The sequence below is a fragment of the Albimonas sp. genome (assembly GCF_055129145.1).
The window spans coordinates 1-14,745 of sequence record NZ_JBSRTQ010000040.1; the positions used below are offsets into that span (position 1 = coordinate 1).

Annotated in this window: 10 protein-coding genes; all 10 read right to left on the minus strand. The window is 65.8% G+C overall.

All coding sequences use genetic code 11. The features are described from left to right. The coding region (locus ACTB72_RS08705; protein WP_463036622.1) for a GTP-binding protein at positions 1-98 on the minus strand (98 nt) is incomplete at its 3' end. Between the two features lie 76 nt (positions 99-174). Then, positions 175-2,316, minus strand: a complete 2,142-nt coding sequence (fusA, locus tag ACTB72_RS08710) for an elongation factor G (protein ID WP_463036601.1) — start codon at positions 2,314-2,316, stop codon at positions 175-177. Positions 2,317-2,350: 34 nt separating this feature from the next. Continuing rightward, positions 2,351-2,821, minus strand: a complete 471-nt coding sequence (gene rpsG, locus ACTB72_RS08715) for a 30S ribosomal protein S7 (RefSeq protein WP_092683415.1) — start codon at positions 2,819-2,821, stop codon at positions 2,351-2,353. 11 nt (positions 2,822-2,832) lie between these two features. Next, the gene (gene rpsL, locus ACTB72_RS08720; RefSeq protein WP_092683417.1) at positions 2,833-3,204 is read right to left on the minus strand and encodes a 30S ribosomal protein S12; all 372 of its coding nucleotides are present in this window, start codon (positions 3,202-3,204) and stop codon (positions 2,833-2,835) included. 315 nt (positions 3,205-3,519) lie between these two features. Further along, positions 3,520-3,705: a hypothetical protein gene (locus ACTB72_RS08725; RefSeq protein ID WP_463036602.1), complete on the minus strand. Its 186-nt coding sequence runs from the start codon at positions 3,703-3,705 to the stop codon at positions 3,520-3,522. 357 nt (positions 3,706-4,062) lie between these two features. Beyond that, on the minus strand, positions 4,063-8,298 hold the full coding sequence (gene rpoC, locus ACTB72_RS08730; RefSeq protein WP_463036603.1) for a DNA-directed RNA polymerase subunit beta': 4,236 nt from the start codon (positions 8,296-8,298) through the stop codon (positions 4,063-4,065). Between the two features lie 86 nt (positions 8,299-8,384). Then, complete coding sequence (gene rpoB, locus ACTB72_RS08735) at positions 8,385-12,488, minus strand: DNA-directed RNA polymerase subunit beta (RefSeq protein WP_463036604.1); 4,104 nt, start codon at positions 12,486-12,488, stop codon at positions 8,385-8,387. 307 nt (positions 12,489-12,795) lie between these two features. Continuing rightward, a complete protein-coding gene (gene rplL, locus ACTB72_RS08740) occupies positions 12,796-13,173 on the minus strand; it encodes a 50S ribosomal protein L7/L12 (protein WP_463036605.1) in 378 nt (125 codons plus the stop codon). A gap of 84 nt (positions 13,174-13,257) precedes the next feature. Further along, positions 13,258-13,773: a 50S ribosomal protein L10 gene (gene rplJ, locus ACTB72_RS08745; RefSeq protein WP_463036606.1), complete on the minus strand. Its 516-nt coding sequence runs from the start codon at positions 13,771-13,773 to the stop codon at positions 13,258-13,260. A gap of 273 nt (positions 13,774-14,046) precedes the next feature. Continuing rightward, a complete protein-coding gene (gene rplA, locus ACTB72_RS08750; protein WP_463036607.1) occupies positions 14,047-14,745 on the minus strand; it encodes a 50S ribosomal protein L1 in 699 nt (232 codons plus the stop codon).

Consider the following 14,745-nt stretch of genomic DNA (forward strand, 5'->3'; position numbering starts at 1 on the left):
GTGATCGCCGCCGTCAGCGTGGTCTTGCCGTGGTCGACGTGACCGATCGTGCCGATGTTAACGTGCGGCTTGTTGCGCTCGAATTTCGCCTTACCCATCACTTCTCTCCGTCGTCTCTGGGGGCTCCGCCGGGGCGCGCCGTTTCAGGCGCGCCCGCGAGCCGTCATCCGTGGATCAGGCGTACTTGGCCTGGATTTCCTGGCTGATGTTCGAGGGCACCGCTTCGTAGTGGTCGAACAGCATGGTGAACTGGGCCCGGCCCGACGACATCGAGCGCAGGGTATTGATGTAGCCGAACATGTTGGCCAGCGGCACCATGGCCGCGATCGCCACCGCGTTGCCGCGGCTGTCCTGTCCGGTCACCTGCCCGCGACGGGAGGTGAGGTCGCCGATGATGCCGCCGGTATATTCCTCCGGCGTCACGACCTCGACCTTCATCACCGGCTCGAGCAGCTTCGCGCCGGCCTTGCGGAGGCCCTCGCGCATCGCGGCCCGCGCGGCGATCTCGAAGGCGAGCACCGACGAGTCGACGTCATGGAAGGCGCCGTCGATCAGCTCCACCTTGAAGTCGATCACCGGGAAGCCGGCCAGCGGACCGGAGTCCATCACCGACTTCACGCCCTTTTCGACGCCCGGCACGTATTCCTTGGGAATCGAGCCGCCGACGATCTTCGATTCGAACGAGTAGCCCTCGCCCGGCAGGGTCGGCTTGATCACCATCTTCACCCGGGCGAACTGGCCCGAACCGCCGGACTGCTTCTTGTGGGTGTAGTCGATCTCGGCGTCGTGAGAGATCGTCTCACGATAGGCGACCTGCGGGGCGCCGATGTTGGCCTCGACCTTGTACTCCCGCTTGAGGCGGTCGACGAGGATGTCGAGATGAAGCTCGCCCATGCCCTTCATGATGGTCTGGCCCGACTCGATGTCGGTCGAGACGCGGAAGGACGGGTCCTCGGCGGCGAGCCGCTGCAGACCCTGGGACATCTTCTCCTGGTCGGCCTTGGTCTTGGGTTCGATGGCCAGCTCGATCACCGGATCGGGGAAGGTCATCGTCTCCATGACCACCGGGTTCGCCGGATCGCACAGGGTGTCGCCGGTGGTCGTCTCTTTCAGACCGGCCAGCGCGATGATGTCGCCCGAGCCCGCCCAATCGCTCTCTTCGCGATTGTTCGAGTGCATCATCATCATGCGGCCGATGCGCTCTTTCCGACCCTTGGTCGAATTGAGCACCGAGTCGCCCTTGGTGATTTTGCCCGAATAGATCCTGGTGAAGGTGAGCGTCCCGACGAACGGGTCGTTCATGATCTTGAAGGCCAGGCCGGAGAACGGCTCGGCGTCATCCGCGTGGCGCGGAATGTTCCGGGTCTCGGTCTCGTCGTCCGGCGAGAAGCCCATGTAGGGCGGCACGTCGAGCGGACCGGGCAGGAAATCGATCACGGCGTTCAGCATCGGCTGCACGCCCTTGTTCTTGAAGGCGGAACCGCAGATCACCGGCACGAAGGCCATGGCCAGCGTGCCCTTGCGGATCAGGCGACGAAGCGTCGGCTGGTCGGGCTCTTCGCCTTCCAGGTACTTCTCCATCACCTCGTCGTCCATGTCGACGGCGAGCTCGATCATCGTGGCGCGCATTTCGGCGGCCTTGTCGGCGAGCTCTTCGCGGATCTCCTGGACGACCCAGCTCGCGCCGAGGTCTTCGCCCTTCCAGACCCACTCCTTCATGGTGATCAGATCGATATGGCCTTCCAGCTCGGTCTCCGAGCCGATCGGGCACTGGATCGGCATCGGGATGGCCCCGGTGCGATCCTTGATCATGTGCACGCAGTTGAAGAAGTCGGCGCCGATCTTGTCCATCTTGTTGACGAACACGATCCGCGGGACCTTGTAGCGGTCGGCCTGGCGCCAGACGGTCTCGGTCTGGGGCTCGACGCCGGCGTTGGCGTCGAGCACGCACACGGCGCCGTCGAGCACCGCCAGCGAACGCTCGACTTCGATGGTGAAGTCGACGTGGCCGGGAGTGTCGATGATGTTGAACCGGAACCGGGCTTCGTCGGGCGTGGTGCCGTAGATGCCGGTCGGGTTCACGCCGTCTTCGGTGCGGAACCAGAACGTGGTGGTCGCGGCCGACGTGATCGTGATGCCGCGCTCCTGCTCCTGCTCCATCCAGTCCATCGTCGCGGCGCCGTCATGGACTTCGCCGATCTTGTGGGACTTGCCGGTGTAGTAGAGGATGCGCTCGGTCGTCGTGGTCTTGCCGGCATCGATATGCGCCATAATTCCGAAATTACGGTAGCGATCGAGCGAATATTCGCGGGCCATCGGTCTCGTCCTGGTTCCGAAGGTTAGGGCAGGATTACCAGCGGTAGTGGCTGAAAGCCTTGTTGGCTTCGGCCATCTTGTGCGTGTCTTCCCGCTTCTTGACGGCGGTGCCGCGGCCGTTGACCGCGTCCAGCAGCTCGTTCGCGAGCCGCTCTTCCATGGTGTTCTCGTTCCGCTTGCGGCTGGAGTCGATCAGCCAGCGGATCGCGAGGGCTTCCCGACGCTCGGGACGGACCTCGACGGGCACCTGGTAGGTCGCGCCGCCCACACGCCGGGAGCGGACCTCGACGGACGGCTTCACGTTGTCCAGGGCCTCGTGGAACGCTTCCACGGGCTGGCGACGCAGCCGGTCCTCGACGCGCGTCAGCGCGCCGTAGACGATGCTTTCGGCGGCGGATTTCTTGCCGTCGTACATCAGGTTGTTCATGAACTTCGTGAGAATTCGGTCGCCATACTTGGCGTCCGGCAGGATCTCACGTTTTTCTGCGCGGTGACGTCGCGACATGTCTCAGATCCTCACTTGGGCCGCTTGGCGCCGTACTTGGAACGGCGCTGCTTCCGGTCCTTGACGCCCTGGGTGTCGAGCACGCCGCGCAGGATATGGTAGCGCACGCCGGGAAGGTCCTTGACGCGGCCGCCGCGGATCAGAACCACAGAGTGCTCCTGAAGGTTGTGGCCCTCGCCGGGGATATACGAGATCACCTCGAACCCGTTGGTGAGCCGGACCTTGGCGACCTTGCGGAGCGCGGAGTTCGGCTTCTTCGGAGTCGTGGTGTAGACCCGCGTGCAGACGCCGCGCTTCTGCGGGCAAGCCTGCAGATGCTGAGCTTTCTGACGCTTCGGTTTCGGCTGCCGGGGGTTCCGGATCAGCTGCTGGATGGTCGGCATCGGGCCCTGACCCTTTCGCTGCTTCCCTGATCGCGCCGTTCTCGACCCTCTGGTCGCGGCGCCAAAAACGACGTTGCACGCTTCGCTTTGGGCGAAACGCGAATGACCGCACGACCCCATTTCGGAGGTCGCTGCGGCGAATTCCAGAGGATCGAGGCTTTCGCCCGGATCATGACCGCCAGTTGGTGGCATTCTGGTCTGGTCGCGGCGACGACTCGCTGCGACCGGAGTGGGCGGAAACTACGCAGGGGGCAGGTAGGTGTCAACAGGCGGTTTGCAGCTTCGCGCCCCACGACCACGCCACGGAAACGCCTCTCAGGGGCTCGGAAATTCTTCTATTTTTTCATAGAGTTGCCGCACGGCGGAGGCCAGCGCCTCGTCGATCGTCGAAAAGGCGAGGGCGATCCGGGCGGCCTGCGCGTCGGGTTCGCAGGGCGACAGGCGCCGCAGCGCGTCGATGCCTGCGAGAATGGCGGCGAGCTCGTCCTCGATCGCGCGCATCGCCTCGTCGGGCGGGATCTCCCGGGAATCGGTCCGATATTTTCGCGGCGCGCTGATACGCTCCATAACGATTGTCCCCACCGCGTCATCGCCCGGCGCCGGGCCGAACAGTTTGCGCCATCAAGGTACATTCGTCGTTTGATCGCGCAATAGGCGAATAAACGAATTGTGATATATGGCGATGCGGCTTCGAAGGCCGGGCCGGGACAGGGGGGGCGAGGCCTCGGCTGGCGCGCCCCGCAGGAGCGCCCTGCGCCCCCTCCTGAAACGCCACGCGCCCGGGACGCGGCTGCGGCCCGGGCGCGGCTCGGATCTGGTTGCCGCCCGCAGGAGAGGCTCCTGCGGGCGGCGCTGGGGTCACTCCTCGCCGAAGGCGGGGGAGCTGGCCGGGATCGGCTCGGGCGCCAGGGCCGCGGCCTCGGCGGCGGCCTTCGCGGCCTCCGCCTCCTGCGCCGCGATGATCTTGGCGTCGCGGTCCGCGGCCACCTTCTTCACGCGCGAGGTGGCTCCGCCGGTGCCGGCCGGGATCAGACGGCCGACGATGACGTTCTCCTTCAGGCCCACCAGCTTGTCGCTCTTGCCCTGCACCGCCGCCTCGGTCAGCACCCGGGTCGTCTCCTGGAAGGAGGCGGCCGAGATGAAGGACCGGGTCGACAGCGAGGCCTTGGTGATGCCGAGCAGCACCGGCTGGCCCTTCGCGGGCCTGCGGTTGTTGGCGATGGCCTTGTCGTTGGCCTCGTCGAACTCCGCCCGGTCGACCTGCTCGCCTGCGAGGAACGTCGTTTCGCCCATGTCGGTGATCTCGATCTTCTGCAGCATCTGCCGCACGATCACCTCGATGTGCTTGTCGTTGATCTTCACGCCCTGCAGTCGGTAGACGTCCTGCACCTCATTGATGAGGAAGTCGGCCAGCGCCTCGATCCCCATGATGCGCAGGATGTCATGCGGCGCGGGGTGGCCATCCAGCAGGTACTCGCCCTTCTGGATCTGGTCGCCTTCCTGCACCGCGATGTGCTTGCCCTTGGGGACGAGATACTCGACCGGCTCCAGCGTCTCGTCGAGCGGCTCGATGGTGATCCGGCGCTTGTTCTTGTAGTCGCGCCCGAACTTCACGATGCCGTCGATCTCGGCGATGATCGCATGGTCCTTGGGACGCCGCGCCTCGAACAGCTCCGCCACCCGCGGCAGACCGCCGGTGATGTCCCTGGTCTTGGCGCCTTCGCGCGGGATGCGCGCCAGCACGTCGCCGATCCGGATGTCCTGCCCGTCCTCGATCGAGAGGATGGCGTCCACCGACATCGGGTAATGCGCCGGGTTGCCGTTGCCGAGCCGCACGGGCTCGCCCGTCTCCGGGTCCATCACGATGATCTCGGGCTTCAGCTCGTTGCCCTTGGGCGCCGAACGCCAGTCGATGACGATGCGCTGGGCGATGCCCGTCGCGTCGTCGGTCTCCTCGCGCACCGAGATGCCCTGGTTGAGGTCGACGAACTTCGCCCGCCCCGCCTTCTCGGCGATGATCGGCAGGGTGTAGGGGTCCCATTCCGCCAGCTTCTGCCCGCGGGAGATCTGGTCGCCTTCGTTGACCAGCAGCCGCGCGCCGTAAGGCAGCTTGTGGGTGGCCCGCTCCACCGGGATCACGCCGCGACGATCCATGATCGACAGGGTCACGTTGCGGCCCAGCACGATCTCCGCGCCTTCCTGATCGGTGATCAGGTTGCGGTTGCGGATCTCGAGCACGCCCTCCTGGCTCGCTTCCATGAACGAGTTGTCGGTGACGTTGGCCGCGCCGCCGATGTGGAAGGTGCGCATGGTCAGCTGGGTGCCCGGCTCGCCGATCGACTGCGCCGCGATGATGCCCACCGCCTCGCCTTCGTTGACGATGGTGCCGCGGGCCAGATCGCGCCCGTAGCACATCACGCAGACGCCGTCCTGCAGCTCGCAGGTGAGGGGCGAGCGGACGTGGATGTTGAGCACCCCCGCCTCCTCGATGGCGTCGACGTGATGCTCCTCGATCATCATGCCCATCGGGTGCACGACTTCGCCGGTGATCGGGTTCAGCACGTCCTCCAGCGGCGCGCGGCCGAGGATGCGTTCCCCGAGGCTCGCCACCACCTCGCCGCCGTCGATGACGGCGGAGGCCTGGATGCCCTTGTCGGTGCCGCAATCATGCTGGCGCACGATGCAGTCCTGGGCCACGTCGACCAGACGGCGGGTCAGGTAGCCCGAGTTCGCCGTCTTCAGCGCGGTGTCGGCCAGACCCTTGCGGGCGCCGTGGGTGGAGTTGAAGTACTCCAGCACGGTCAGGCCTTCCTTGAAGTTCGAGGTGATCGGCGTCTCGATGATCTCCCCGGACGGCTTCGCCATCAGGCCGCGCATGGCGGCCAGCTGACGCATCTGGGTGGGCGAGCCGCGGGCGCCGGAATGGGACATCATGTAGATGGAGTTCGGCTCCAGCTCCATGCCCTTGTCGTCGACCTTCACCGACGAGATCTCGGCCATCATCTCGGCCGCGACCCGGTCGGTGCACTTCGCCCAGGTGTCGACCACCTTGTTGTACTTCTCGCCCTGGGTGATCAGGCCGTCGAGATACTGCTGCTCGAACTCCTTCACCAGCTCGCGCGTCTCGTTGACGATCGGCCACTTGGTGTCGGGGATCACCATGTCGTCCTTGCCGAACGAGATGCCGGCCCTGAACGCCTCGGTGAAGCCGAGCGACATGATCCGGTCGCAGAAGATCACCGACTCCTTCTGACCGCAGTGGCGGTAGACGACGTCGATGACCTCGCCGACCTCCTTCTTGCGAAGCAGACGGTTGACCAGGTCGAACGGGGTCTTGGCGTTCATCGGCAGCAGCTGGCCGAGGCGCATGCGGCCGGGGGTGGTCTCGTAGCGCTTGACCTCCTCCTCGCCGGTCTCCGGGTTCACCACGCGCACGCGCGCCTGGATCTTGGAGTGCATGTGCACGATCTTGGCCTGCAGGGCGTGCTCGACCTCGTCCATCGACGCGAAGATCATGCCCTGGCCGGGCAGCCCCTCACGCGCGATGGAGATGTAGTAGAGGCCGAGGATCATGTCCTGCGACGGCACGATGATCGGCTTGCCGTTGGCGGGGCTGAGGACGTTGTTCGTCGACATCATCAGCACGCGCGCTTCCAGCTGAGCCTCGAGGCTCAGGGGGACGTGCACCGCCATCTGGTCGCCGTCGAAATCGGCGTTGAAGGCCGAGCAGACCAGCGGATGCAGCTGGATCGCCTTGCCTTCGATCAGCACCGGCTCGAACGCCTGGATGCCCAGACGGTGAAGCGTGGGCGCGCGGTTCAGCAGCACCGGATGCTCGCGGATCACCTCGTCGAGGATGTCCCAGACCTCCGGCCGCTCCTTCTCCACCAGCTTCTTCGCCTGCTTGACCGTGGAAGACAGGCCCTTGGCGTCGAGGCGCGAGTAGATGAACGGCTTGAACAGCTCGAGCGCCATCTTCTTGGGCAGGCCGCACTGATGCAGCTTGAGCTCCGGCCCGGTCACGATGACCGAGCGGCCCGAGAAGTCGACGCGCTTGCCGAGCAGGTTCTGACGGAACCGGCCCTGCTTGCCCTTGAGCATGTCGGCGAGCGACTTCAGCGGGCGCTTGTTGGCGCCGGTGATGACGCGGCCGCGACGGCCGTTGTCGAACAGCGCGTCCACCGACTCCTGCAGCATCCGCTTTTCGTTGCGGATGATGATGTCGGGCGCGCGCAGTTCGATCAGCCGCTTCAGACGGTTGTTGCGGTTGATCACGCGACGGTAGAGGTCGTTGAGGTCCGAGGTCGCGAAGCGGCCGCCGTCCAGCGGCACCAGCGGGCGCAGCTCGGGCGGGATCACCGGGATGACCGTCATGATCATCCACTCGGGCCGGTTGCCCGACTCGAGGAAGTTCTCGACCAGCTTCAGCCGCTTGATGATCTTCTTGGGCTTCAGCTCGCCGGTGGCCTCGGAGAGGTCGACGCGCAGCTGCTCGGCGGTCGACTCGAGGTCGATCTCGGACAGCATCTCGCGGATCGCCTCGGCGCCGATGCCGGCCCGGAAGGCGTCTTCGCCATACTGGTCCTGCGCGTCGAGATAATCCTCTTCAGACAGCAGCTGACCGTGCTTCAGGTCGGTGAGACCCGGCTCGATCACCACGTAGTTCTCGAAATAGAGGATCCGCTCGAGATCGCGGAGCGTCATGTCCAGCATCAGGCCGATGCGCGACGGCAGCGACTTGAGGAACCAGATATGCGCGACGGGCGCGGCCAGCTCGATATGGCCCATGCGCTCGCGCCGGACCTTCTGAAGCGTGACCTCGACGCCGCACTTCTCGCAGGTGATCCCGCGATACTTCATGCGCTTGTACTTGCCGCACAGGCACTCGTAGTCCTTGATCGGCCCGAAGATCCGGGCGCAGAACAGACCGTCCCGCTCCGGCTTGAAGGTCCGGTAGTTGATCGTCTCCGGCTTCTTGATCTCGCCGAACGACCACGAGAGGATCCGCTCGGGGCTGGCGAGCGTGATCTTGATCTCGTTGAACGTGCGCGGCGCCGCGACCGGCGCGAAAACGTTGCTGATTTCCTGGTTCATAACGGTGCTCCGTCAAAGGGCCCGAAAGAGGGGACGTCCCGGGCGCGCCGCGGGGGGGGACCCGCGGCGCGTCGTCATCGGGGCGTTCATTCGCCTTCGGAGTCGCTGTCCAGCAGCTCCATGTTGAGACCGAGCGACCGGATCTCCTTCACGAGCACGTTGAAGCTCTCGGGCACCCCGGCTTCGAAGTCGTCTTCGCCCTTGACGATCGACTCGTAGACCTTGGTGCGCCCGGCCACGTCATCCGACTTGACCGTGAGCATCTCCTGCAGCGTGTAGGCGGCGCCGTAAGCCTCCAGGGCCCAGACCTCCATCTCGCCGAAGCGCTGACCGCCAAACTGCGCCTTCCCGCCCAGCGGCTGCTGGGTGACGAGGCTGTAGGGCCCGGTCGAACGGGCGTGGATCTTGTCGTCCACCAGGTGATGCAGCTTCAGCAGGTACTTGACGCCGATGGTGACGTTGCGCGCGAACTGCTCGCCCGTCCGTCCGTCGAACAGCTCCGACTGACCCGAGACATGGAACCCCGCGCGCTCCAGCGCGTCGTTCACGTCAGGCTCCTTGGCGCCGTCGAAGACCGGGGTCGCGATCGGCACGCCGCGGCGCACGTTCTCGGCCGCTTCCAGGAACTCGGACTCGGTCATGTGCTGGGTCTCGGCGTCGTACACCTCATCGCCATAGGCGTGACGCATCTTCTCCCGAACCGGCTCGATGTCGCCCGAACGGCGATAGGCGTCGATCGCCTCGCCGATCTGGGCGCCGAGGCCGCGCGCCGCCCAGCCCATATGGGTCTCGAGGATCTGCCCGACATTCATGCGCGACGGCACGCCCAGCGGGTTCAGCACGAAGTCCGCCGGGGTCCCGTCGGCGAGGAACGGCATGTCCTCCTCCGGCACCACGCGGGAGATGACGCCCTTGTTGCCGTGACGGCCGGCCATCTTGTCGCCCGGCTGCAGCTTGCGCTTCACCGCCACGAACACCTTGACCATCTTCATCACGCCCGGGGGCAGATCGTCGCCGCGGCGCACCTTCTCGACCTTGTCTTCGAACCGGCTGGTCAGCACCCGCTTCTGGGCGTCGAACTGCTTGTTCAGCGCCTCGAGCTCGGACGCCTCGGCTTCTTCGCCGAGCGCCAGCTGCCACCACTGGCCGCGCGACAGCGGGGCCAGCAGCTCTTCGGTGATGATCGAGCCGGCGCGGATGCCCTTCGGCCCCTTCACCGCGGTCTTGCCGAGGATCAGGTCCTTGAGGCGCGCGTAGATGTTGCGCTCGAGGATCGCGATTTCGTCGTCCCGGTCGCGGGCCAGACGGTCGATCTCCTCGCGCTCGATCTGCAAGGCGCGTTCGTCCTTCTCCACGCCGTGACGGTTGAAGACGCGAACCTCCACGATGGTGCCGTGGTCGCCCGGCGGCAGCCGCAGGGAGGTGTCGCGGACGTCGGACGCCTTTTCGCCGAAGATGGCGCGGAGCAGCTTCTCCTCCGGCGTCATCGGGCTTTCGCCCTTCGGCGTGATCTTGCCGACGAGAATGTCCGCCGGCCCGACCTCGGCCCCGATATAGACGATGCCCGCCTCGTCGAGATTGCGCAGGGCCTCCTCGCCGACGTTCGGAATGTCGCGGGTGATCTCTTCCGGCCCGAGCTTCGTATCGCGGGCCATCACTTCGAACTCGTCGATGTGGATCGACGTGAACACGTCGTCCTTCACGATCCGCTCAGAGATGAGGATGGAGTCCTCGTAGTTGTAGCCGTTCCACGGCATGAACGCGACGAGCACGTTCTTGCCGAGCGCCAGCTCGCCCAGATCCGTCGACGGACCGTCGGCGATGACGTCGTTGGCGCCGACCCGGTCGCCGACCTTCACCAGCGGACGCTGGTTGATGCAGGTGTTCTGGTTGGACCGCTGGAACTTGCGCAGACGGTAGATGTCCACGCCCGGATCGCCCGGATCCATGTCATCGGTCACGCGCACGACGATGCGGACCGCATCGACCTGGTCGATGATGCCGCCGCGCCGCGCGGTGATCGCAGCCCCGGAGTCCCGCGCCACGATCTCCTCGATGCCGGTGCCCACATAGGGGGCCTCGGCCTTCAGGAGCGGCACGGCCTGACGCTGCATGTTCGAGCCCATCAGCGCGCGGTTCGCGTCGTCGTTCTCGAGGAACGGGATCAGCGAGGCCGCGACGGAGACGAGCTGCTTGGGGCTGACGTCGATCAGGTTGATGTTCTCGCGGGGCGAGAGCATGAACTCGCCGCCCTTGCGGGTGGAGACCAGGTCGTTGGCGAAGCCGCCTTCCGCGGTCAGCGTCGCGTTGGCCTGGGCCACCGTGTAACGCATCTCCTCGGTCGCCGAGAGATAGATCACCTCGTCGGTGACCAGGCCGTCGATCACCTTGCGATACGGCGTCTCGATGAAGCCGTAGCGGTTGACGCGGGCGAAGGAGGCCAGCGAGTTGATCAGACCGATGTTCGGGCCTTCCGGCGTCTCGATCGGGCACATCCGGCCATAGTGGGTCGGGTGCACGTCGCGAACTTCGAAGCCGGCGCGCTCACGGGTCAGACCGCCCGGCCCGAGGGCCGAGAGACGCCGCTTGTGGGTCACTTCCGACAGCGGGTTGGTCTGGTCCATGAACTGCGACAGCTGCGACGAGCCGAAGAACTCGCGCACCGCAGCCGCCGCGGGCTTGGCGTTGATCAGGTCCTGCGGCATCACCGTGTCGATATCGACCGAAGACATCCGCTCCTTGATCGCGCGCTCCATGCGGAGCAGGCCGACCCGGTACTGGTTCTCCATCAGCTCGCCGACCGAGCGCACGCGCCGATTGCCGAGATGGTCGATGTCGTCGATCTCGCCGCGGCCGTCGCGCAGTTCGACCAGCGCCTTGATCACCGCGATGATGTCTTCGCGGCGCAAGGTGCGCTGGGACGGATCGGCGTCCAGCTGCATGCGCATGTTCATCTTGACGCGGCCGACGGCGGAGAGGTCGTAGCGCTCCGAGTCGAAGAACAGCGCGTTGAACATGGTGTCCGCCGCGTCGACGGTCGGCGGCTCGCCGGGACGCATCACGCGGTAAATGTCCAGAAGCGCCTGCTCCCGGTTCATGTTCTTGTCGACTTCCATGGTCTTGCGCATCCACGGACCGATGGAGAGATCGACGTCCAGCGTCGGGATCTCGTCATGGCCGGCGTCGAGCAGCGCCTGGACGTTCTCTTCGGTCAACTCGTTGCCGGCTTCGATGTAGATCGCGCCGGTTTCCTCGTTGATGATGTCGCACGACACGTAGCGGCCGTAGATCGTCTCGAACGGGGCGAGGGTCTCTTCGATGTCGCCACGCTCCAGGATCTGGTTGATCCGGCGGGGGGTGATCTTCTTGCCGGCCTCGAACAGGACCTCGCCGGACGCGGCGTCGACGATGTCATGGTCGGGCTTGGTGGCCTTCAGACGCTCGCCGCGGAACGGGATCGCCCAGCCGTCCTTCACGCGACGGTAGGACACCATCTCGTAGAATTCCTGCATGATCTGGTCCTGGGTCAGACCCAGGGCGTAGAGCAGCGAGGTGACGGGCAGCTTGCGGCGGCGGTCGATGCGGGCGAACACCACGTCCTTGGCGTCGAACTCGAAATCGAGCCAGGAGCCGCGATAGGGGATGACGCGCGACGCGAACAGCAGCTTGCCCGACGAATGGGTCTTGCCCTTGTCGTGGTCGAAGAACACGCCGGGGGACCGATGCATCTGGCTGACGATCACGCGCTCGGTGCCGTTGACCACGAAGGTGCCGTGCTTCGTCATCAGGGGCATGTCGCCCATGTAGACGTCCTGCTCCTTGATGTCCTTGACGGACTTCGCCTCGGTGTCCGGGTCCACTTCGAACACGATCAGGCGCAGGGTGACCTTCAGCGGCGCGGCATAGGTCATGTCGCGCTGCTGGCACTCTTCGACGTCGTATTTGGGCGCTTCGAGCTCGTATCGCACGAACTCGAGCACCGCGGTCTCGTTGAAATCCTTGATCGGGAACACCGACTGGAAGACGCCCTGAAGGCCCTCCCCGTCGGTCGGCTCCACGCCATCGCCGCTGTTGAGGAACAGGTCGTAGGACGACTTCTGAACCTCGATCAGGTTGGGCATCTGCGCGACTTCGCGGATGCGCCCGTAGCTGCGGCGAATGCGTTTGCGAACGGAATGCGTCTGGGCCATGCTTAACCTCTGCCTTCAGCGTCGTCAGCCGGCGGGGCGACCGGCCGCGACGCGTCCGCAATGGGCGCGGATCCTATTCCACGCGAGCGTCCCACAGCCCGCGACCCGGATCCCGCGCGTCCTCCGGGGCGTCCTGACGAAAAGCGGGCCCGAAGGCCGGAAGCTTCTCGCGAGGGCGCCCGAGACGACGCTCGGACCGCTCCAGACGTCCCGGTGCGACCCGGTTCGCCTGAAACGCGTCGCCCGGCCCCGCGGAAACCGCAGGGCCGGACGCTTATTCATGGCATGGCGTGCGCCATGCGCAAGATCACTTGAGTTCGACCTTGGCGCCGGCCTCTTCGAGCTTCTTCTTGATCTCTTCGGCCTCGGACTTGTTGACCTGCTCCTTGACGGCCTTGCCGCCCGCCTCGACCAGGTCCTTGGCCTCCTTGAGGCCCAGGCCGGTGATGGCGCGGACTTCCTTGATCACGTTGATCTTCTTCTCGCCGGCGGAGACGAGGATCACGTCGAACTCGGTCTGCTCTTCAGCGGCCGGGCCGGCTTCGGCGGCGGGGCCGGCCATCATGACGGCGCCGCCGGCGGCGGGCTCGATGCCGTAGTCATCCTTCAGGATGTTCTTCAGCTCGTTGGCTTCCAGCAGGGTCAGGTTGACCAGCTGCTCGGCGAGGGATTTGAGATCAGCCATTATACTTATCCAGTTCCAGTGTTGTTGCGTTCGGGCAACCGTCGCGTGACGCGGCCGGGCCCCAGGGTGCGCAGCACGCCTTGATCACGCGTCCTCTTTTTCCGTGATGGTCTTGAGGACGCCCGCGATATTCGTCGCGGGGGCCGTGATCGCGTTGATGAGGCTGGAGGCGGGAGCAAGCAGCGCGCCGACGATCGACGACAGCACTTCCTCACGCGACGGCATCTTGGCCAGAGCCCTGACGCCATCCGCATCCAAAACCGTCGCGCCCATTGCGCCGCCGATGATGACAAGCTTGTCATTCTTCTTGGCGTATTCCTCGATCACCTTGGCCGGAGCCACGGGATCTTCGGAGTAGGCGAGCACGGTCTGCCCCTTGAGGTGCTTTTTCAGCCCCTCGCAGGGTTTGCCCTCAAGGGCGATCTTGGCGAGCGTGTTCTTGGCGACGCGGATCTGCCCACCGGCAGCCCGCATCTTGATGCGGAGATCCGACATCTGCGCGACCGTGAGACCGGCGTAGTGACACACCACGACCGACCCGGACTCGGCGAAGGCCTTGTCGAGGTCTTCGACAACGGCGGACTTCTGCGCTCTGTCCATGGTTCGCTCCAAGTTCATGGGAGGCTCGCGCCTCCCGGCTCCACTCGTCGCCGGGAGAATCCCGCCGACGGTTCAGGTCCCGTCCGGGTCCCGAGCCAAGCTCGCCGCAACCGGCGATTTGGAACTCGTTCCCCGTCTATGGCGGGCAATTAAGACGACCCGAAGGCCCTCACCCGCCGTCTCGGACGAGAGGGGCGTCCGGATCGCTCCGGAAACCCCTTCGTACCGGCCCCGCCCCCGCGCCCCGAAAGGCATGGCGGAGAGGTCCGGATCTTATTCGGCGGACGCGGAGGCCACGTCGACCGACACGCCCGGCCCCATGGTGGAGCTGAGCGAAATCTTCTGCAGGTAGATGCCCTTGGCGCCCGTCGGCTTGGCGCGCGCCACGGCGCCCACGAAGGCGCGGATGTTCTCGGCGATCTGCGCGGTCTCGAACGAGGCCTTGCCGACGCCGCCATGCACGATCCCGGCCTTCTCGACGCGGAACTGCACCTCGCCGCCCTTGGCGTTCTTCACCGCCTGCGCGACATCGGTGGTCACCGTGCCGACGCGGGGGTTGGGCATCAGGCCGCGCGGGCCCAGCACCTTGCCCAGACGCCCGACGATGGGCATCATGTCCGGGGTGGCGATGCAGCGATCGAACTCGATCTTGCCGCCCTGGATGATCTCCATCAGGTCCTCGGCGCCCACGATGTCGGCGCCGGCCGCGGTGGCCTCGTCGGCCTTCGGGCCGCGGGCGAACACCGCCACGCGGACGGTCTTGCCGGTGCCGTTGGGCAGGGTCACCACGCCGCGGACCATCTGGTCGGCGTGACGGGGGTCGACGCCCAGGTTCACCGAGACCTCGATGGACTCGTCGAACTTCGACGTGGCGTTGGCCTTGACCAGGGCGACCGCCTCTTCCAGGGCCAGGAATTCCTTGCCCTCTACGGCGGAACGGTTCGACTTCGCGCGCTTGCTCAGCTTTGCCAT

Coding starts and splice junctions, on each gene's coding strand:
- fusA (WP_463036601.1), bottom strand. CDS start 2,316: ATGGCCCGCGAATATTCGCTCGATCGCTACCGTAATTTCGGAATTATG.
- rpsG (WP_092683415.1), bottom strand. CDS start 2,821: ATGTCGCGACGTCACCGCGCAGAAAAACGTGAGATCCTGCCGGACGCC.
- rpsL (WP_092683417.1), bottom strand. CDS start 3,204: ATGCCGACCATCCAGCAGCTGATCCGGAACCCCCGGCAGCCGAAACCG.
- ACTB72_RS08725 (WP_463036602.1), bottom strand. CDS start 3,705: ATGCGCGCGATCGAGGACGAGCTCGCCGCCATTCTCGCAGGCATCGAC.
- rpoC (WP_463036603.1), bottom strand. CDS start 8,298: ATGAACCAGGAAATCAGCAACGTTTTCGCGCCGGTCGCGGCGCCGCGC.
- rpoB (WP_463036604.1), bottom strand. CDS start 12,488: ATGGCCCAGACGCATTCCGTTCGCAAACGCATTCGCCGCAGCTACGGG.
- rplL (WP_463036605.1), bottom strand. CDS start 13,173: ATGGCTGATCTCAAATCCCTCGCCGAGCAGCTGGTCAACCTGACCCTG.
- rplJ (WP_463036606.1), bottom strand. CDS start 13,773: ATGGACAGAGCGCAGAAGTCCGCCGTTGTCGAAGACCTCGACAAGGCC.
- rplA (WP_463036607.1), bottom strand. CDS start 14,745: ATGGCAAAGCTGAGCAAGCGCGCGAAGTCGAACCGTTCCGCCGTAGAG.